The organism is Yersinia enterocolitica, assembly GCA_002082245.2.
Taxonomy (GTDB): domain Bacteria; phylum Pseudomonadota; class Gammaproteobacteria; order Enterobacterales; family Enterobacteriaceae; genus Yersinia; species Yersinia enterocolitica_E.
The window spans coordinates 2,318,259-2,337,726 of the sequence record NBTC02000002.1 but is presented as its reverse complement, the minus strand read 5'-3'; the positions used below and the strand labels follow the sequence as shown (position 1 = coordinate 2,337,726).

The following is a 19,468-nucleotide window of genomic DNA, read 5'->3' as shown; positions in this document are numbered from 1 at the left end:
TGTCAGACAAAGCCAACATCAGTTTCTTTGCGTTTCTTGTAATGGGTGACGCAAATGGCGGCGACGATCACCACGCCAATCACAATGTTGACGAAGTAACTGGAAACGCCGATCAGGTTGAGGCCATTTTTCAGAATACCAATGAGGAAGACGCCCATCAGTGTGCCAACCACCGAGCCGCGCCCACCAGACAAACTGGCACCCCCTAACACGGCTGCGGCCAGAACATCCAACTCGCCGCCCACCAGTGCACTTGGTACCACCTCACTCATTCGGTAGGTCTGCAACATGCCACCGATTGCTGCCGTTGCCCCTAAATAGCCATAGGCGAACAGATAAAGCAGTGACACGCGAATACCGATACGGCGCGCGGATTCAGGGCTACCGCCGACGGCATATAATTGACGACCAATATGAGTTTTATTCAGTAGCAGCCAGGTGAGTAGGGCAATAGCGAGCATAATGACCAGCGGCAAGCCAATTTGGTAACTCTCGCCATCAACGCTAAAGGGCAGAATGGATCGCTGGGTTATCCACCAGTCCGGCAAGTCATAAATACTGTGGCCGTTGGTTATCCACATCAGGATGCCAAACAGTACCGATTGCATACTGATGGTGATAATGATGGAAACGATATTTAGATAGTAAATCAGTATCGCATTAACGAAACCGAGCAACACGCCGATGGAGATAGCGATAACCAGGCACAATAGCGGGCTGGCAATCACGTCATTGAGTAGCAGTGATGCCACCACGTATTGCACCACCGAGGCCACGGCAGCAAAGGAAATATCGATACCGCCGGTCACCAGTACTACAAAAAGCCCGAGGGCAAAGACGCCGGTGACGGCATAGCTTTCCGTCAGATCCAGCAGGTTTTGAATGGACAGAAACTCACTGCTAAGCAGGGAGAACAGGGCCAGCATAATGACGATAACCCAGGCTAGCCACCCTTCAACGGATTGCGGTTTGAGTCTGCTGATATTAGGCATTGATGGCCTCCGCAAGCTGTTGCTCAGTCATTTGATTCGGGATCAATTCATTGACGATGCGCCCCTGTTTCATATGCAGGATGCGATCACAGTTGTAATAGGCTTCTGGCACTTCGTCGGAGATAAGCAGTACCGAAATACCGACACCTGATAGGCGGTGAATTAGCTTGTAAATACTGTCTTTCGCACCGATATCGACGCCCACGGTAGGGGAGTCAAGAATCAGTACTTTCGGTTTGGTCAGAATCCATTTGGCCAGCACCACTTTTTGCTGATTACCGCCGGATAATGTTGACAGTGGGTTATCGGGGTTGGTGACTTTAATGTCTAAATCTTTTACCCATTCCTGCACCAGCGCCGCTTTTTTCGTTTCATCAAGTAGGTAGAGCGGGGTGCGAATACGTTGCAATATTGACAGCATCATGTTGTCGGCGACCGATTGCGGTAGCACGGCGCCGAGTGTCAGGCGGTCTTCAGAGACGTAACCAATCCCCAGCTCGATGGCGCGGGTATTATCTTTGATGTGAACCGGTTTGCCATCAATAGCAATCTCGCCGCTATCAGGGTGGGTGATGCCAAATAGACTCAACGCCAGTTCTGTGCGCCCGGCCCCGAGCAAGCCACAAAGCCCTAGCACCTCACCGCGATGCAGACTAAAGGAAATATTCTCAAACTGCCCTTTGCGGCTGAGCTTATCTAACTGCAATACCACTTTGCCCAGTTCGGCATTCGGTAATTTCTGCTCATGGGTAATGGTTAAACCGGTCATCAGCTCGGTAATCCGCCCCACGGAAAGAGTGCTTGCCGGCCAGGTTCCCACTTTCTCGCCATCACGAATGACGGTAATTCGGTCCGAAATCTCTTTCACTTCATCCAACCGGTGGCTGACAAACACCACGGTGATGTTCTTGTCGCGCAGGTAATTCACCGTGCGCAGCAACTGATTCACTTCTGTTCGGGTGAGAGACGCAGTTGGCTCATCCATAATCACCAAACGGGCATCAGCAACCAATGCGCGACAAATAGCAACCTGCTGACGTTGAGCAATAGGTAAGTTTTGTACCAGCGCATCGGGGTCGATGGTAAAGGCCAATTCTTGTAAAACCTGGCAAGCTTTCTGTTTGAGTTTGGTTTTGCTAAACCAACCGAAGTAACCTTTCAGGTTGTATTCGAAAGCAATGTTTTCCGCCACCGTCAGGTTAGGGAACAGCGACAAGTCTTGATAGATAACCTGCACCCCCAAATCGCGAGCGCGATCAGGGGTTAAACGCGGGTACGATTTATCGTCGATAATAATTTCACTACCGTCATCAGGGGCATACACACCACTGATGGTTTTTATCAGCGTACTTTTGCCACAGCCATTGGCCCCAGCTAAACAGTGCACTTCACCTTTATTCAACGTCAGAGTGATATTTTTGAGTGCCTGATGTCCGCCAAAGCTTTTTGATAGCTCTTTTAGCGTGATAAGCGGCACTCCTTTATCAGCATCAGAAATATTAGTCATAGTGCTGTTCCCCGGAAAACGGCCTCAATGCTGCGGGCCGAAATAAGCACCGAGCAGTGCCCGGCGCTGTTTTTTAGTTTGGATTGTGTTTACAGACCAAGTTTGACCAGACGCTTGGTGTTTTCTACATCCAGTTTTTCCGGGTTATCACTGAGGATGGTATTCCCCTTGGTTTTGATTTCACCCATATCGCCCAGTTTGACGCCGTCTTTAATTGGCTCGCCGTTCATCATGGCGGTGGCTACCTGCACGAATACCTTACCGGCCACCATTGGATTGGAAATATAACCGCCATCAATCGCACCTTTCTCTAACAGCTTGATACCTTGACCCGGAGTAAAGGTACCGAATACGCAGGTGGTGTCGTTTTTCTTACGTTTATCAATCGCGCGGCCAGCGCCAATCGGACCTTGTGAACCGAAGGACATAATACCTTTTAGATCTTTATGTTTAGAGAGCAAGTCATTGGCGGTACGCATGGAGTCATCCACCGACTCAGCAACGCCGAAACGGTCTTCAACCAGGAGCATTTTTGGATAATGTGCTTTTTGATAAGCAATCGCGGCATCGGCCCACTCATTCACCAGTGGCACAGTCAAACTACCGACAAACATGGCATATTTGCCTTCCTCACCCATGCATTGCGCCATATCTTTCATATGGTTAGCGCCCATGCTTTGGGTGTCTAATAGCTCAAAGTCCCAGTCGGCATTGATTTGGCCTGGTGATTCGTGAGTAATGACTTTAATGCCTGCTTCCTGCGCCCGTTTCAGTACTGGCTCCAGCACTTTGGCATCATTTGGCACCACACCAATCACATCGACTTTTTTGGCAATCAAGTCTTCAATAGCACGAACTTGCTCGGCGGGGTCTGCGGTGGTTGGCCCGACTTGCCAGGCATTGACGCCGAGAGCCTGACCTTCTGCTTTAATACCCTGTTCCATCACATTGAACCAAGGAATACCCCCCACTTTAACCACTACCCCCATAGTGAATGGTTTATTGGCTTTTTGTGGCACTTTACTGTCATCCGCCCAAGCGGCATGGGAAGCAATTAATGTGGTTATTAAGCAGGGTAAGATTAACTTTTTCATTATTAAATCCTCTGAAAGAACAATTTTAGAAAGCATCAAGACGTCCTGCTTTGTATATATAAAGAGAGAAAACAAAGCAGCTTGGCTTATTCTTATTGTGTGACTGTTTCACTGGTGTTGACGCTATTATTCCGATGAATAATTTTGTTATTTATCTGATTCAATAATATTTAATTTTGGATTGTCACTGCGATAGTTTTGCGAACTTAATCTATTAGTAATAAGAATATCGACTTCATCTAACATGCATATTTTACAAAATGCATACTGGTCAAATTTACTAGAGTCGGCCAATAATATTTTTTGGCCCGAGACTTGTAACATAACTTGTTTTAACTTGGCGTTAATGTCGTTGCCATCACGCACCCCACTTTCCTGATTAATCCCTTGGCAAGAGAAGAAAAAAGTATTGATCTGGAAATTGCGGATAGCATTCTCCGCCACCGGACCATGGAAGTCATCATGGCGGGCAGAATACTCACCGCCAATACCAATGATGCGCACTTTGTCACGGCAGGCCAGTGCCTGGATAATCTTCACTGAGTTGGTGACGACGGTAATCTCAATGTCTGGGATTTGGCGTGCCAGAAACCAGCAAGAGCTACTGTTATCCAGTAAAATACAGTCGCCCGGATGGATAAATTGTAATGCTGCTTTAGCAATTTTCATTTTAGTATCAGGGTGTTCCTCCGTACGTTTACGGAAGGATTCGGCCCGATCAATAGCATTAAGGCTGTAGTGGGTCTCTTTAATATCAATGACGGAGAGATCAGGGCCATCCAGTGCCACCGCGCCACCAAAGCTACGGATCAGTTTTTGCTTTTTTTCCAGCACCGTCAGGTCACGGCGAATAGTTTCTTGCGAAACCTGGCATAATACCGATAACTCAGTTACCAGCGCCGAGCCTTGCTGCTGCACATGGCTACAGATGATTTTATAGCGTTCGGCTTGTAACATATTTACCTCAAAAATTGTCTTAGCGCTTAATGCTAAAAAGCACCCGTAGCACTCATGCTGCTATACCTGAAGTTGTTGGTATTGCAGGTAGCACGTCTGCGGCTTCAAATACGATGATGATATATTGGTATTTATCTGCTGTTTATACAGTGACTGAATTCAAGTATTGCTTTAAGGGGTGTTTTCCTCTGAGATTGTGTGGTGAGAATCACATATATTAATATGTTATTCATTTAATTATCATAAATAATGTGATTCATGCCTCATGTTAAGGGCTTCTTTGCCTTACGAATGGTCAATACTGGTAATAAAAACACACATTCGGGCATGACAATAATGCCCGTTTGTGACCGAATTCAACCGATTCTTTTTGTTTGATGATTAACTCGCCTTTCATCCTCTTTAATTTAGCGATAAATAGAGTTAGGTTAGTTTGCAGCTAGATATTATTTTTGGGGATAGATAAAGCCTGGGCTGAAGAATAGATTTTGAATGACGGATTTAAGTTGGTTATTTTTAATTAACAGTTTTCTTATTTATTAAGCTCATTACCAATGATGGCTATTTATAGCGAGTTGCTTGTTTAATCACGGCCATTAAATAATCTAACGACATCATGTGCGTTATTGGTGATTGTTAATTGCCGTACTGAATATTATTTCATGAGGTAGCATCATGTTAGAACAGTTAAAACAACAGGTTTTTGACGCTAATTTAGCATTACCAAAATATAAACTCGTGACTTTTACCTGGGGTAATGTCAGCGGTATTGATCGTGAGCTCGGGTTGGTGGTAATTAAGCCCTCTGGTGTTGAATACGAGGCCATGAGTGTGAATGACATGGTGGTGGTGGATTTGGCAAGCGGTAAGGTGGTGGAGGGAAATAAAAAACCGTCTTCCGATACCGATACCCATCTGGTGCTATACCGGGCCTTTCCCGAAATAGGTGGTATTGTCCACACCCATTCTCGCCATGCCACCATTTGGGCGCAGGCGGGTAAGTCGCTCTCAGCATTAGGCACCACTCATGCTGATTATTTCTATGGCCCCATCCCATGCACCCGCCTTATGACTGATGCCGAAATTGCTGGCGACTATGAGTATGAAACCGGCAATGTCATTGTCGAAACCTTTGCCCATCAGGCGTTAAGTGCGGGGGAAATACCGGCGGTTTTGGTCAATGGTCATGGCCCGTTTGCCTGGGGTAGCAATGCGGCCAGTGCGGTGCATAACGCGGTAGTGCTGGAAGAAATTGCTTATATGAACCTGTTTACTCATCAACTTCGGCCTGCGGTGGCTAATATGCAGCAAACATTGTTGGATAAACACTATCTGCGCAAGCATGGCGCAAAAGCCTATTACGGTCAGTAAGGTGAATGGCAGCTTAGTGGCGTAGAGCAAGTCTGCGCCATCAGTTACTCTGCATCGACATTGGAGATGACCTGTTCTACATCATCCAGCGTCCCGATTTTTACCTCTCCCGTTCGGCACATTTTACTTTTGTCGATCAGTAAGATGGATTGCGTGGCCCGTTTTAACAGCATGGTCTTGAATTCGGCATTAAACGGGTTTGAATCCCATAAGGTGCCGTCGGCATCAATACCTTCGCACGAGAAAATAAACAGATCAATTTCGATGGTTTTTAGCAGTGAAAAGAGTGCGGGATTAACGTAGCAGGCATATTTACGTTGTAAGCGACCACCGGCACTGATCAACTCAATATTTTGGTGTTTCACCAATTCCTGGCAAATCCGTACACTATTGGTAAACACCGTTATATCGATATCGGGCAGCTTTTTGGCTAAATACCAGCAGGTGGAACTGGCATCCAATGCGATCACCATGCCACTGTCAATCAGTGACAGGGCATGGTCGGCAATGCTGGCTTTGCTGGATAGGTGACTTTTTAGCCGGGTGGTGAAAGGATCGCCGCTGTCTTTGGTGGCACGCTTAATGCTTTTGGCGCGCCCGTGCTGGCGGATGATCAGCCCTTGCGCCTGTAACTCGTTCAAGTCACGGCGAATGGTCTCTTGGCTGACCTCAAGTAACTGAGCCAGATCTGCGGTTGTCAGCGTTTCATGCTGTTTGATATGTTGCAGGATTTTCTGGTGACGAGATGCTTTCATGATCCTCTCCGTCAGCAAAGCCATGTATACATTGATTGATATTAATATATTGGTTAATACCAACACATCGGTTAATACCAACAAAGAGTACATGGCTAAAGGGATGAGGTTACGTGATCACGGGTTTAAAAAACAGGCGTCACCCCCTTCTTTAATAGAATATTACCGTATTTGGCGGTCTCTCCGGTGATGACGATGGCATAGGCTTGCTGAGCGCGCTGATAAAACGCAAAACGATCAATACGTTCCACTGGCAACGCTTCCTGGCTACCAAACAGGGCATGTAAATAGCGTTTTTCAACCGCGGCATCAAGGGTGTCGCCTGCCACCGCGGCCATCATTACCAATGGTGGTGCGTAGCTGTCCAGTTCAAATAACGGAATAGTGGCCGCTAGCAATGCGCTAACAGATAAACCATCGGCATGAATCACCAACGGGCCACCGTTTTTTCCAATCGCGTGCGCTGGGAAATGGGCATCCGAAAAGATTATTTCATCACCGTGCCCCATCTCTGCCAGCGTTTTTAGCAGTTGTGGTGACAGTAATGGCGAAATGGTTTTAAGCATGAATGGCTCCTTCAGTAATGGGATATGGGCTGTCGCTCAGTGCCTGATAAAGCGGTTGTTGCTCGCCTGGCTGATAGTATTGATAGCGGTAATTGACCTGCTCCCGCGCTTGTTCAGCACTGCGGTAATAGCCAGTGCCACTCCAGACAAACAACGCCGCCCCCAGAACCGTGGTTTCAGCTTCATCAATTACTTTGATGGGCAGATTGAGCACATCGGCTTTGATCTGGTTCCACAAGGTATTACGGCTACCACCACCAACCAGCAGCAGTTCGCGGGTACGGAATTCACCAATCTCTTCGAGTAATGACAGATTGCTTTTTAACTGCCAGGTAAGGCTTTCCAACGCAGAACGGTAAAAATGCCCGCGCCGCGCCGCCAGCGAGACCCCTTGCCAGCCGCCCGATTGATGATGCTGAGCACTGCCCAGTAGGTTGCAATTCATACGTATGCCGTTTGCCCCAGGTACGATAGCCTCAGCTTCACTAATCATTTGCTGGTAGACCTCGGCACTGGCTTCGTTATGCCAATACAACTGCCGCACCCATTCCAGTACCCCTGAAGCTAGCCATTGCAAACCTGGGTTAAACAACCTTGGGCAGCTATCAAGTTCACAAGTGGAACCGGCAAATTGTGGCAATAGTGTCGTATTCACTTTTGGGGTCCGAACCATCAGGATTTCCCAGGTACCGGATGACAGTACCGGTTGATCCAAATCAGCACCCGAACCAAATAGTGCAAACTGAGTATCGTGACCGGCTGATATTACCGGCAAACCCGCGGGTAACCCTAACTCAGCGGCGATATCTGGCAGTAGCTGACCAATGATTTCACCGGCGGCCACCATCGGTGGGAATAAATCAGCGTGAATACCGATCTTTTGTAAAATCGTGCTGCTGAATTGCTCACGTTTGACATCCAACAGTTGGCTGGTGCCAGCCATGGTGCGGTCGGTGGTAAATTCCCCGGTGAGGCGATGGTTGATTAAAGATGAAATAAACAGCCAGGCATGGGCTTGTTCAACTAAATCGGGTCGATTTTCCTGTAGCCAAATCAACTTGTATAAGGTGTTAAAACTGAACTGACCGATACCGGATATTTGTTGTAACTTTTCTGCAGACATATAGCGGGAGATACTCTCCATCACCGCCACGGTACGTGGGCATTTCCAACTGATAATGGGGTACAGCATTTTGCCGTTGGCATCCACCAATGCACCGTCTACGCCGAAGGTAGTAACAGTCATGCCATGGATCTTATCCTGATGAATCTGTGGCAGTAATTGGCGGCAACACTGAGCGAAACTGTGCAAGATGCCATCGAGCGGCCACAACTGCCATTGCGGATTAGCCGGATCGGGTTGGCTGTGGTTCGGCATCACAGCTTTCGCCACCACCACACCTTGAGGATCGACTGCGATCGCCCGGATATTAGTTGCGCCGCAATCTAAAACAATGACCACATCGCGCTTCATAAATGCTCCTGTTACTGCTGTTAGGCAGAAAATGTCTTGCCACGGGGGCGGATAACGCGGAACGAAGGGAATATGGGGCGTCGAGGCGGTAACGACATGAGCCGCTAAATCCTCGGGGCACGATAAACCCTTCGTTCACCTTGCTGACAGCAAGGGTTGTTTTATGACTCAGGTAAGGAGTGCTCCACACCTGAGACCCTGCTCAAACATCACATTATCTTTTGTATAGTGGGCCGTAATTTTGGCAGGCACGGTAATCCTGCCCTTCGATATCCATACCGTGCGCGCCCCACGCAGTTGGCCGGTAAACACTCTCTTCTTCGACGTTATGCATGCATACCGGGATGCGTAACATCGAGGCGAGTGTAATCAGGTCCGCCCCGACATGGCCGATGGTCAGCACGCCATGGTTAGCTCCCCAGTTCGCCATTACCGAATAAACATCGCTGAATGGCCCTTTGCCGGTCAGGCGTGGAGCAAACCAGGTGGTTGGCCAACTTGAATCGGTTCGCTTGTCCAGGGTGTCGTGAACGGATTTCGGTAATTCGACACTCCAGCCCTCGGCAATTTGCAAGACCGGCCCGACGCCTTTAATCAGATTGATACGGCTCATGGTGAATGGCACCCCACCACGGGTCAGGAAACGCGAAGAGAAGCCACCGCCACGGAAGTATTCATGGATAGCAGGGCACCATTCGGTTGCCGCCAGACAAGCATCGGCTTCTTGCTGGCTCACTTGCCAGTGCGGTTTGATGGTCGGTTTACCTTGCGCATCGTTTTGGCGGCAAGTGCCGTCCAACGCGGCAGAGCCGGAGTTAATCAGATGGATAATGCCGTGTTCGGCAACCCCCTCCAGTTGGTGGCCGGTAACCCGCTGTACCGCTTCCGGTGACCAGTAGGTACGGACATCCGCAAAGATCTGCGCGGTGCCGGTCAGGGTATGGCCAAATAGCATCGCCACGCCGTTCAAACTGTCGTTTTCGGTGGCGACAACCATCGGTTCGCGCACGCCGTTCCAGTCGAACGAACTATTCAGCAAGGCTTCAGCGGTATCGCCATTTGGATATTGATCGGTCCAGTGGCGCTGACCCTGGAAACCGGCAGCAATAGCGTTATAGCCTAAGGCTTCTTCACCAAAACCTTTCGTTGCCAGTGTTGGATTACCTTGCATCATGTCGCGGATACATAACGCCATTTGCAGGCTTTCACGCAGTACCGCGCGGCTGCTTTCCGGTGAACGGCGGTATTGTTCTGCGTTTTTATCCGGTCCGTATTTGAAGTTTTTATCTGCCCATGACAACGCCAGTTCTAGCTCTTGCTCGTCATAGATTTTTTGATCAATGCGGCGGCGCAACTCTGTCATATCGACCGCTTGCACTTTCATTCCTAACCAGGATTCAAAGAAGTTATGGTCAACAATGGAGCCGGCAATCCCCATGGATACCCCACCGAGAGAGAGGTAACTTTTGCCCTTTAAGCTGGCAACGGCTAAACCTGCGCGAGTAAAGCGCAGCAGTTTTTCCTGCACATCGGCAGGGATGCGGGTGTCATTAGCATCCTGCACGTCATGGCCGTAAATGGAGAAGGCTGGCAATCCTTTTTGATTGTGCGCCGCCAGTGCTGCTGCCAGATAGACCGCGCCAGGGCGTTCGGTACCATTAAAGCCCCAAATAGCTTTCGGGCGGAACGGGTCCATATCAATGGTTTCGCTGCCGTAGCACCAACAAGGTGTCACCGTGATGGTTAGGCCAATATTCTGTGCGCTGAATTTATCGTCACAGGCGGCGGATTCTGCCATTCCGGCAATGCAGGTATCAGCAATGACACATTCAACGGGCGTGCCGCAAGGATGGTGTACCACCTCTTGCAGAAACTCTGCGGTGGCACGGGCCATTTTCATGGTTTGCTCTTCCAACGATTCACGCACACCCATTCTGCGTCCATCAATGACTGGGCGAATGCCAATTTTAGGTAATTGAATTGTCTTTTTCATTATTAGTCCTTGTGTTCAGTAGCAAAAATTTAATGTTAATTTGTCCGTTACCCGTATTATTAATTAACAGGAACTGTTTTGTACTTGGCGAAAATAAATATAATGGCAAAACATAAAGCAGGAATAATTTCAGCCGTAGGTATATTCCCTGCCGCATCGCTAACTAATCCCATGATCGGGGTGACGATACCACCACCGACAATGGTCATAACAATAATAGATGCGCCATATTTAGTGTCTTGATTTAGATTCTTAATGCCTAATGAGAATATGGTTGGGTATTGGATTGACATAAACATACTGCACAGGGTAAGTGCTAATAATCCAATGTGTCCGCCGAAGGCCGCAGAGATAATACATAACAACATAGAGATAAATGCATAAGCCGCTAAAACTTTCTCTGGTGCGAAACGAGTAATTAACCAGGTGCCACTGAATCGACCGATAAAGAAACATACCATAGTGGCCGTTAAATAATTAGCCGCATATCCCGGTGTGATATTCGGTAACTCTTCAATGGCATAACGAATTAAATAGCTCCAACATGCGGTTTGTGCGCCGACATAACAGAACTGTGCTAATACCGCCCAGCGCCAATGTGTTATCTTTAATAACCGTGGTAGTGATGCAAAGAAAGAACCGTTATGCGAATCATCCGATTCACTTTTTATTGCCGGGAAACGAGTGATTAAAATTAATAGCGCAACAAAAATAACGACCGCAACAATAATCAGATAGGGTAATTGAACAGCTTTTACTAAACTATGATGATAGCTATTCAAATCCTCAGCAGACAATTTATCCAGCACTTCCTGTGTTTGGTGGGGCACATTGGAGAGTATTAAACTTTGGCCGAACACTACCGCAATAATGGCCCCGAAAGAGTTAAAGGTCTGTGCCAAGTTAATACGGAAGTGACCGGTTTTTTCTGGCCCCAATACAGTGACAAAAGGATTGGCAGCCGTTTCAAGGCAACCTAAACCGGCAGCGATAATAAATAATCCGATTAAAAACAAGGTGTAATTCATCGTTTCGGCCGCAGGCCAGAACAATGCCGCCCCGAAGGCATAGAACAGTAATCCAGTAATAATCCCCGCCTTATAGCTAAACCTTTTCATCAATATCCCGGCAGGTATTGGGATTAAGAAGTAGCCAAAATAGAAGGAGGATTGAATCAGCCCTGCTTGAAAGTTGGTCAGGGTGAAAGCCTGTTGAAATTGAGGTAATAAAATATCATTTAGGTTGTTTGCTACTGCCCAAAGGAAGAACAGTGAACACAGTAATGCGAAAGGAATCAGATACCTTTTTTTATTTTCTGCCTCGTCACTTACCGAGGCGGAAATTTTAGTGCTATCTGTTTGTATTAAAATATTTCCCATGATGCCCTCGTCAGATACTTCACTAGTCCGAAAGTTTGTAATGTTCGACGGAATTATTTTTGTTTAATGAGTGATACTTTCTCTGGCGAGCCACAACTGCCTGAGTGACAAATTTAAATATCCTCATTGCGATAAGTCCCGTTCTTTATAAGGTAAAAATCGCTAAAAAGTATGAGCTGAATCACATTGGTAACTCAATGCTGATATTTTGTGATGATAGTCACTTTAAATAAAAACATTTCATGACCGTTTGAAATGAATTGTGTTTCAAACACACATAGGTAATGACCGATTTTTCTATTTCTGTCACAAACGGTCAGTTGTCGAGAAATATCCCGGCATTTAATCATTCAGCGTCACTTGACCGTTTGCCCATATTGTTTTTTCAAACGGACATTTAATGAAAATAAATAAGATCTAAATTACGATGAAGTCATGAATAGTCATGACATGGCTCACATTTTGGTGTGCTTTATTTTTCAGTTGAATTAAATGAGCGAAAGATATATCCACAGTTGTTAACGCTTATTCGCCTACATCCATTATTCAATGCATTTTTATATTTAGGTATTTGCATCTTAAGAGAGGAACAAATGAAGAGAGAAGCACTGGCGCGCGATATTATCAATACTTGCCTGGAAATGACCCGTTTAGGGTTGAATCAAGGGACTGCTGGCAATGTTAGTGTGCGTTACCAGGATGGATTTTTGATTACGCCCTCCGGTATTGCCTACGACAAACTGACGGAGTCGCATATTGTTTATATCGATGCCAGCGGCCACCATGAGCCTGGCAAAGTCCCTTCCAGTGAGTGGCGTTTTCATCAGGCGGTTTATCATACTCGGGCAGACGCCAATGCGGTGGTACACAACCACTCAGTCCATTGCACCGCAGTATCGATTCTTAACCGCCCGATCTCGGCGATTCATTACATGATTGCCGCTGCCGGTGGCGATGATATCCCCTGTGCGCCCTACGCCACTTTTGGTACCAAAGCGCTGTCTGAACATGTCGCCGTGGCGATGAGGCACCGCAAGGCCACGCTGTTGCAGCACCATGGCCTGATTGCTTGTGAGGAGAATTTGGCCAAAGCGTTGTGGCTTGCTCATGAAGTTGAGGTGTTGGCAACACTGCTGCTGGCTATCTTGCCGATTGTCGATGAGGTGCCGGTGTTATCCAAAGAAGAGATCAGCGTGGTACTGGAGAAATTCAAAACCTACGGTTTACGGGTTGAAGATTAGCGTGCGGGTTAAAATACCGAGAGGAATCAGTCATGAACAGAATGATTTTAAACGAAATGGCGTGGTTTGGGCGCGGTTCACTGGATGCGCTCACCGATGAAGTGACACTGCGGGGATATAAAAAGGCGTTAGTGGTCACCGACAAAATACTGATGGAGTGCGGTGTTGCGGCTTGCCTAATCAGCCGCTTGCAACAGGCCGGTCTGGATTTTGCTGTCTTTGATGCGGTAACGCCCAACCCGACAATCGCCATCGTACAACAAGGTGTGGCTGTTTTTCGCCAAAGCGAGGCGGATTATCTCATCGCGCTGGGCGGCGGTTCGCCACAAGATACCAGCAAGGCCATCGGCATTATTATCAATAATCCTGAGTTTGCTGATGTGCGCAGTTTGGAAGGGGTGGCTGACACCCGCAACGTTTGTGTACCTATTCTGGCCATTCCAACCACCGCCGGTACTGCGGCAGAAGTGACCATTAACTATGTAATTACTGATGAAGAGCGGCGGCGCAAATTTGTTTGCGTCGATCCTCATGCTATTCCGGCAGTGGCATTTATTGATGCTGACATGATGGACAGTATGCCAGCGGCCCTGAAAGCCGCGACCGGAGTTGATGCGTTGACCCACGCCATCGAAGGTTATCTGACTAAAGGGGCTTGGGAACTGACGGATGCTTTGCATCTTAAAGCCATTGAAGTCATCAGTCGTTCATTGCGGGCTTCCGTGCAAGGTGATGCCGCCGCCACCGAAGATATGGCTCTTGGGCAGTATATCGCTGGAATGGGGTTCTCAAACGTAGGGCTGGGGTTGGTTCATGGTATGGCACACCCTCTGGGGGCGTTTTACAACATGCCACACGGTGTCGCCAACGCCATTTTACTGCCTTATATCATGCGTTATAACGCCGCTTATACCGGTGAACGCTTGCGTCAAATCGCGATGGCGATGGGCCTCGACAATGCCCTGAGTGGGTCATTGGCACAGGTTCGTGAGCAAACCATTCAGGCAGTAATTGAATTGAACCGTGATATTGGCATTCCGTCATCCCTGAGTGCGGTGGGTTTGCTGGCTGATGATATTCCCGCGCTGGCAGCAGCAGCCTTCGCGGATGTATGTACCGGCGGGAACCCGCGTGAAGCGTCGATTGATGAAATTATGGCGCTGTATCATCAGGCTTGTTAAACCGAACGGTTATTTGTCACAGATTCATCATAAAGCAGTGAGGAGAAGGCAATCCCCACTGCTTTATTGATACCAGACAACACCCGCACTCCCCATAAGAGGTAGGCTCATAACTGCGGGGAGAACTGTTTATCATCCTAACTATAATAACTGCTGTAGCTGGGCCACTGCGCTCTCATTCATGACACAACCTCTCCCGCAGAATTACTCATTTTTTTGAATTAATCGGATTTCATCTATCACAGATGTTGTCCATTTTCTGGAATGCAACCAAGTGGGAATCTTATGAAAGAGACCAACGAATCCCGGCTATTAACGGCAGAAGTCACGCGCCGAAAACTGGTCCAAACGACGCTTATCGGCAGTCTTGCCATGGCAACCGGGGCCTTTTCGCTCCCGTTCTCCCGCGCCGCCCGTGCGGTGCAATCGGCAATAAATCCGCTCAATGATGACAAAGTGATCTGGAGTGCTTGTACTGTCAACTGCGGTAGCCGCTGCCCGCTACGTATGCATGTCGTTGATGGCGAAATCAAATATGTCGAAACCGACAACACTGGCAATGATGATTTTGATGGCTTGCATCAGGTGCGTGCCTGTTTGCGTGGCCGCTCCATGCGCCGCCGGGTATACAACCCTGACCGTCTGAAATACCCAATGAAGCGTATTGGCGCGCGTGGGGAAGGCAAATTCAAGCGCATCTCATGGGAAGAGGCATTCGACACCCTTGCGGGCAGCATGCAAAGTATCATTAAGGAATATGGTAACGAAGCTATCTATCTGAATTACGGCACCGGCACTTTAGGTGGCACCATGACCCGCTCATGGCCACCGGGATCGACGCTATTGGCGCGGCTGATGAATTGCTGTGGTGGCTACCTTAATCATTATGGTGACTACAGTACTGCGCAAATCGCTGCTGGCCTGAATTACACTTATGGTGGCTGGGCTGATGGTAACAGCCCGTCCGATATCGAAAACAGCAAGCTGGTGGTGCTGTTTGGTAACAATCCGGCTGAAACGCGCATGAGTGGTGGTGGGGTCACCTACTATCTGGAGCAAGCGCGGGAGAAATCCGATGCCAAGATGATAGTGATTGATCCACGCTATACCGATACCGCAGCAGGTCGGGAAGATGAATGGATCCCGCTGCGGCCCGGTACCGATGCGGCACTGGCATCGGCCTTGGCCTATGTGATGATTAGCGAGAATCTGGTCGATCAGCCGTTCCTCGATAAATATTGTGTCGGTTATGATGAGAAAACCTTGCCGGCAGATGCGCCAAAAAATAGCCACTACAAAGCCTATATTTTAGGGCAGGGTGCAGATGAAACCGCCAAAACACCACAATGGGCGCAAGCCATCACCGGTGTTCCAGCCGCAAGAATCATTAAACTGGGGCGTGAAATAGGGTCGGTGAAACCGGCTTATATTGCGCAAGGGTGGGGGCCGCAGCGCCATTCCAACGGCGAAAATACCAGTCGGGCCATTGCCATGTTGGCTATCCTGACGGGGAACGTTGGCATTAATGGCGGTAATTCAGGTGCCCGCGAAGGCTCTTACGGTTTGCCGTTTGTCCGCATGCCAACACTGGAAAACCCAGTTAAAACCAGTATCTCGATGTTCCTGTGGACTGACGCGATTGAGCGCGGGCCAGAAATGACCGCTACCCGTGATGGTGTGCGCGGTAAAGATAAGCTGGATGTACCGATCAAGTTTATCTGGAATTACGCCAGTAACTGTTTGATTAATCAGCATTCAGAAATCAACCGTACCCACGACATTCTGCAAGATGATAAAAAATGTGAAATGGTGGTGGTTATCGATAATCACATGACTTCGTCAGCCAAATACGCCGATATCATCCTGCCTGACTGTACCGCCTCTGAGCAGATGGACTTCTGCCTTGACGCTTCCAGCGGCAATATGGCGTATGTGATTTTTGCCGATCAAGTCATCAAACCGCGTTTTGAATGCAAAAATATCTATGAAATGACCACTGAACTGGCAAAACGCATGGGGGTGGAGCAGCAATTTACCGAAGGGCGCACGCAAGAAGAGTGGTTGCGTCATCTCTACCAACAATCGCAACAGGCCATTCCTGAACTGCCTTCTTTTGAGGCGTTCCGCGAACAGGGTATCTTTAAAAAACGCGATCCGGCGGGGCATCATGTTGCCTATAAAGCGTTCCGCGCAGACCCTATTGCCAATCCGTTAACCACACCATCGGGAAAAATTGAGATTTACTCTGCCGAACTGGCACAAATTGCCGCCACGTGGGAACTGCAACAAGACGATGTTATCGATCCGCTGCCGGTCTATGCCGCAGGTTTTGAAAGCTACGATGACCCGCTCAATCAGCAGTATCCATTACAGTTAACGGGTTTCCACTACAAAGCCAGAACCCACTCCACCTACGGCAACGTCGATGTTTTAAAAGCGTCCTGCCGTCAGGAGATGTGGATTAACCCAATGGATGCCCGCGAGCGTGAGATCAAAAATGGCGATATGGTGCGTATTTTCAATGGCCGAGGCGAAGTTCAGATTAACGCCAAAGTCACGCCGCGCATGATGCCGGGGGTTGTGGCACTGGGTGAGGGGGCATGGTATAGCCCAGATGAGAAACGCATTGATCGCGCGGGCAGTATTAACGTATTGACCACTCAGCGACCTTCTCCGTTGGCGAAAGGGAATCCATCCCATACCAACCTCGTTCAAGTTACCAAGGCATAAGGAGCTGACTGATGACAACGCAATATGGTTTTTACATCGACTCCAGCCGTTGCACTGGGTGCAAAACTTGCGAGTTGGCTTGCAAGGATTTCAAAAACTTGTCTACCGATGTCAGCTTCCGGCGTATCTACGAATATGCCGGTGGGGATTGGCAGCAAGATAACGGCGCATGGCACCAAAATGTGTTCGCTTACTATCTCTCTATCGCCTGTAATCACTGTAGTGATCCCGCCTGTACCAAAGTATGTCCGAGTGGCGCAATGCATAAGCGTGATGATGGTTTCGTTGTGGTAAACGAAGACATTTGCATCGGTTGCCGCTATTGCCATATGGCATGCCCATACGGTGCGCCGCAATATGACGAAGCAAAAGGGCATATGACCAAGTGTGACGGCTGCTATGAAAGAGTCGCTGCCGGTAAGAAACCGATTTGTGTCGATTCTTGCCCACTGCGGGCACTGGATATGGCCCCTATTGATGAATTACGCGAGAAATACGGTGATTTGGCCGAAGTCGCACCATTGCCAGCAGCCCATTTCACGCTGCCGAATATCGTAGTGAAACCTAATGCCAACAGCCGTCCGGTCAGAGATACCACCGGTCATCTGGCAAATCCGAAGGAGGTATAATATGGGCATGGGATTGCATGAATGGCCACTAATGGTCTTTACGGTACTGGGGCAGTGCGTGGTCGGCGGCTTTATAGTGCTGGGGCTGGCGCTGATATTCGGTGGTTTGAGTCACGGGCAGCAACAGCGAATTCACCGCAGCATGTTGGTACTGTGGGTGCTGATGGCACTGGCTTTTATCGCCTCGACACTGCATTTAGGCTCGCCAATGCGAGCATTCAATTCATTAAGCCGCATTGGCGAGTCGGCGCTCAGTAATGAAATAGCCGCCGGTTCACTGTTCTTTGCGGTGGCAGGTTTTTACTGGTTGTTGGCCGTATTGGGTAAAATGCCAGCGGTACTCGGCAAAGTCTGGCTAGTGGTCGCCATGGTGCTGGGCGTGGTATTTGTCTATGCCATGTGTCGAGTCTATTCCATTGATACTGTTCCTACTTGGGACAACCTCTATACTCCGCTAGGTTTTGTTCTTACCACCTTGATTGGCGGCCCGATGTTGGGTTATTTGTTGTTACAACTGGCCGGGATTAATGGGCGAATGATGCTGCAACTACCGATGATCAGTGTATTGGCACTGATTATCAGTATTGCCAGTGTCATTATGCAGGCGGCCAGTTTGTCGACGATTTACAGCTCGGTACAGCAAGCTTCAGAGCTTATTCCCCACTATGGCACACTGATGGTATGGCGTTTGGTGCTACTGGTTCTGGGGCTGGGTTGCTGGATTTGTCCGTTAATCAGAGGCCGCACACCGACGACGCTCGGCATGGTCTTCGCTATGCTGCTTATCTTTGCGGGTGAGCTAATTGGCCGTGGCGTGTTTTACGGGTTGCATATGACAGTCGGAATGGCAATCGGAGGTTAAATATAGCCTGATGGCGACTGAGCAAAGCCCATGCTGGGTTTACGTCCAACGTGGCTTTGTTCGCAATGCTTCACCCGTTTGATGGCGAATTGATCGCGCTCCTGAGGTAACAAAATGGTTGAAAACAATATGACTTATCAACAAATTGCGCTGACTGGCCACGTATTGGGTGCGCTGTTTTATTGTGAACCGGACAGTCCGGCGTGCGGTGATATTGTGGCGCAACTCAGCAGCGATGAGTGGGTAGCCCAGTGGCCTTATGGCCTGGAAACTCAACTAATGCCCATTGCCGCTTTATTGGCGCAAGACAAGTCAGATGAAACCCTGGAAGAGGCTTGGCAGCGGCTGTTTATTGGCCCATATGCACTGCCCGCTCCCCCGTGGGGATCGGTTTATCTGGATAAAGAAAATGTCCTGTTTGGCGACTCGACGCTCAAACTGCGTGATTGGATGGCGCAGCAGCAAGTGGAGGTGACACTGGAGCAGCAAGAGCCAGAGGATCATTTCGGCTTATTGCTGATGATGGCCGCCTGGCTGGCAGAACATCAACCAGCGGATTTACCGGTTTTACTGGCAGAGCACCTGTTGCCGTGGGGGTATCGTTACCTCGCCTTGCTGCAATCTGATGCCAGACACCCGTTTTATCAGGGGCTAGCTGAGTTAACGACCCTGACATTGACCCACTGGCAACACGAATTACAGGTGACGCCTGCGGTGATTGAGTTATATCGCTGAGT

16 protein-coding genes are annotated in these 19,468 nt (G+C 48.7%); 7 read left to right on the top strand and 9 right to left on the bottom strand.

What is annotated here, in order from left to right:
* Nucleotides 1-2: 2 nt before the first annotated feature.
* The 4 genes from A6J66_012195 to A6J66_012180 all read right to left on the bottom strand — a co-directional run bounded on the left by A6J66_012195 (nucleotide 3) and on the right by A6J66_012180 (nucleotide 4,550).
* The gene (locus tag A6J66_012195; protein ID PNM24876.1) at nucleotides 3-992 is read right to left on the bottom strand and encodes an ABC transporter permease; all 990 of its coding nucleotides are present in this window, start codon (nucleotides 990-992) and stop codon (nucleotides 3-5) included.
* The gene (locus tag A6J66_012190) at nucleotides 985-2,499 is read right to left on the bottom strand and encodes a sugar ABC transporter ATP-binding protein (protein ID PNM24875.1); all 1,515 of its coding nucleotides are present in this window, start codon (nucleotides 2,497-2,499) and stop codon (nucleotides 985-987) included. The genes A6J66_012195 and A6J66_012190 overlap by 8 nt, the downstream gene beginning before the upstream one ends.
* Nucleotides 2,500-2,588: 89 nt before the next feature.
* On the bottom strand, nucleotides 2,589-3,593 hold the full coding sequence (locus A6J66_012185) for an autoinducer 2 ABC transporter substrate-binding protein (GenBank protein ID PNM24874.1): 1,005 nt from the start codon (nucleotides 3,591-3,593) through the stop codon (nucleotides 2,589-2,591).
* A gap of 147 nt (nucleotides 3,594-3,740) precedes the next feature.
* On the bottom strand, nucleotides 3,741-4,550 hold the full coding sequence (locus A6J66_012180; GenBank protein ID PNM24873.1) for a DeoR/GlpR transcriptional regulator: 810 nt from the start codon (nucleotides 4,548-4,550) through the stop codon (nucleotides 3,741-3,743).
* Nucleotides 4,551-5,225: 675 nt separating this feature from the next.
* Between A6J66_012180 and A6J66_012175 the strand changes: the two genes are divergently transcribed.
* Nucleotides 5,226-5,921: an L-ribulose-5-phosphate 4-epimerase gene (locus A6J66_012175; protein ID PNM24872.1), complete on the top strand. Its 696-nt coding sequence runs from the start codon at nucleotides 5,226-5,228 to the stop codon at nucleotides 5,919-5,921.
* A gap of 44 nt (nucleotides 5,922-5,965) precedes the next feature.
* On the opposite strand, the gene A6J66_012170 is transcribed toward A6J66_012175, so the two are convergent.
* The 5 genes from A6J66_012170 to fucP all read right to left on the bottom strand — a co-directional run bounded on the left by A6J66_012170 (nucleotide 5,966) and on the right by fucP (nucleotide 12,088).
* On the bottom strand, nucleotides 5,966-6,676 hold the full coding sequence (locus tag A6J66_012170; GenBank protein PNM24871.1) for an HTH domain-containing protein: 711 nt from the start codon (nucleotides 6,674-6,676) through the stop codon (nucleotides 5,966-5,968).
* A 125-nt stretch (nucleotides 6,677-6,801) separates the two neighbouring features.
* Nucleotides 6,802-7,242, bottom strand: a complete 441-nt coding sequence (locus tag A6J66_012165) for an L-fucose mutarotase (GenBank protein ID PNM24870.1) — start codon at nucleotides 7,240-7,242, stop codon at nucleotides 6,802-6,804.
* Nucleotides 7,235-8,716 carry an L-fuculokinase gene (locus A6J66_012160; GenBank protein ID PNM24869.1) on the bottom strand — a complete coding sequence of 494 codons (1,482 nt, stop codon included), beginning with the start codon at nucleotides 8,714-8,716 and terminating at the stop codon, nucleotides 7,235-7,237. The genes A6J66_012165 and A6J66_012160 overlap by 8 nt, the downstream gene beginning before the upstream one ends.
* Before the next feature lie 214 nt (nucleotides 8,717-8,930).
* Nucleotides 8,931-10,709: an L-fucose isomerase gene (gene fucI / locus A6J66_012155; GenBank protein PNM24868.1), complete on the bottom strand. Its 1,779-nt coding sequence runs from the start codon at nucleotides 10,707-10,709 to the stop codon at nucleotides 8,931-8,933.
* A gap of 59 nt (nucleotides 10,710-10,768) precedes the next feature.
* Complete coding sequence (gene fucP, locus A6J66_012150; protein ID PNM24867.1) at nucleotides 10,769-12,088, bottom strand: L-fucose:H+ symporter permease; 1,320 nt, start codon at nucleotides 12,086-12,088, stop codon at nucleotides 10,769-10,771.
* A 593-nt stretch (nucleotides 12,089-12,681) separates the two neighbouring features.
* On the opposite strand from fucP, the gene A6J66_012145 reads away from it, so the two are divergent.
* The 6 genes from A6J66_012145 to A6J66_012120 all read left to right on the top strand — a co-directional run bounded on the left by A6J66_012145 (nucleotide 12,682) and on the right by A6J66_012120 (nucleotide 19,466).
* Nucleotides 12,682-13,329: an L-fuculose-phosphate aldolase gene (locus A6J66_012145; GenBank protein ID PNM24866.1), complete on the top strand. Its 648-nt coding sequence runs from the start codon at nucleotides 12,682-12,684 to the stop codon at nucleotides 13,327-13,329.
* 32 nt (nucleotides 13,330-13,361) lie between these two features.
* On the top strand, nucleotides 13,362-14,510 hold the full coding sequence (locus A6J66_012140) for a lactaldehyde reductase (protein ID PNM24865.1): 1,149 nt from the start codon (nucleotides 13,362-13,364) through the stop codon (nucleotides 14,508-14,510).
* Nucleotides 14,511-14,795: 285 nt separating this feature from the next.
* A complete protein-coding gene (locus A6J66_012135; protein ID PNM24864.1) occupies nucleotides 14,796-17,240 on the top strand; it encodes a dimethylsulfoxide reductase subunit A in 2,445 nt (814 codons plus the stop codon).
* Between the two features lie 11 nt (nucleotides 17,241-17,251).
* Nucleotides 17,252-17,869: a dimethylsulfoxide reductase, chain B gene (dmsB, locus tag A6J66_012130; protein ID PNM24863.1), complete on the top strand. Its 618-nt coding sequence runs from the start codon at nucleotides 17,252-17,254 to the stop codon at nucleotides 17,867-17,869.
* 1 nt (nucleotide 17,870) lies between these two features.
* A complete protein-coding gene (locus A6J66_012125; protein PNM24862.1) occupies nucleotides 17,871-18,731 on the top strand; it encodes a dimethylsulfoxide reductase in 861 nt (286 codons plus the stop codon).
* Between the two features lie 129 nt (nucleotides 18,732-18,860).
* Nucleotides 18,861-19,466 carry a Tat proofreading chaperone DmsD gene (locus tag A6J66_012120; GenBank protein PNM26989.1) on the top strand — a complete coding sequence of 202 codons (606 nt, stop codon included), beginning with the start codon at nucleotides 18,861-18,863 and terminating at the stop codon, nucleotides 19,464-19,466.
* The last annotated feature ends 2 nt before the right edge of the window (nucleotides 19,467-19,468 follow it).

Bases quoted from the DNA above. Each gene is read 5' to 3' on its own strand.
- A6J66_012180 (PNM24873.1), bottom strand. From the start codon at position 4,550: ATGTTACAAGCCGAACGCTATAAAATCATCTGTAGCCATGTGCAGCAG.
- A6J66_012140 (PNM24865.1), top strand. From the start codon at position 13,362: ATGAACAGAATGATTTTAAACGAAATGGCGTGGTTTGGGCGCGGTTCA.
- A6J66_012195 (PNM24876.1), bottom strand. From the start codon at position 992: ATGCCTAATATCAGCAGACTCAAACCGCAATCCGTTGAAGGGTGGCTA.
- A6J66_012160 (PNM24869.1), bottom strand. From the start codon at position 8,716: ATGAAGCGCGATGTGGTCATTGTTTTAGATTGCGGCGCAACTAATATC.
- A6J66_012125 (PNM24862.1), top strand. From the start codon at position 17,871: ATGGGCATGGGATTGCATGAATGGCCACTAATGGTCTTTACGGTACTG.
- A6J66_012135 (PNM24864.1), top strand. From the start codon at position 14,796: ATGAAAGAGACCAACGAATCCCGGCTATTAACGGCAGAAGTCACGCGC.
- A6J66_012165 (PNM24870.1), bottom strand. From the start codon at position 7,242: ATGCTTAAAACCATTTCGCCATTACTGTCACCACAACTGCTAAAAACG.
- dmsB (PNM24863.1), top strand. From the start codon at position 17,252: ATGACAACGCAATATGGTTTTTACATCGACTCCAGCCGTTGCACTGGG.
- A6J66_012170 (PNM24871.1), bottom strand. From the start codon at position 6,676: ATGAAAGCATCTCGTCACCAGAAAATCCTGCAACATATCAAACAGCAT.
- A6J66_012175 (PNM24872.1), top strand. From the start codon at position 5,226: ATGTTAGAACAGTTAAAACAACAGGTTTTTGACGCTAATTTAGCATTA.
- A6J66_012145 (PNM24866.1), top strand. From the start codon at position 12,682: ATGAAGAGAGAAGCACTGGCGCGCGATATTATCAATACTTGCCTGGAA.
- fucI (PNM24868.1), bottom strand. From the start codon at position 10,709: ATGAAAAAGACAATTCAATTACCTAAAATTGGCATTCGCCCAGTCATT.
- A6J66_012190 (PNM24875.1), bottom strand. From the start codon at position 2,499: ATGACTAATATTTCTGATGCTGATAAAGGAGTGCCGCTTATCACGCTA.
- A6J66_012185 (PNM24874.1), bottom strand. From the start codon at position 3,593: ATGAAAAAGTTAATCTTACCCTGCTTAATAACCACATTAATTGCTTCC.
- fucP (PNM24867.1), bottom strand. From the start codon at position 12,088: ATGGGAAATATTTTAATACAAACAGATAGCACTAAAATTTCCGCCTCG.
- A6J66_012120 (PNM26989.1), top strand. From the start codon at position 18,861: ATGACTTATCAACAAATTGCGCTGACTGGCCACGTATTGGGTGCGCTG.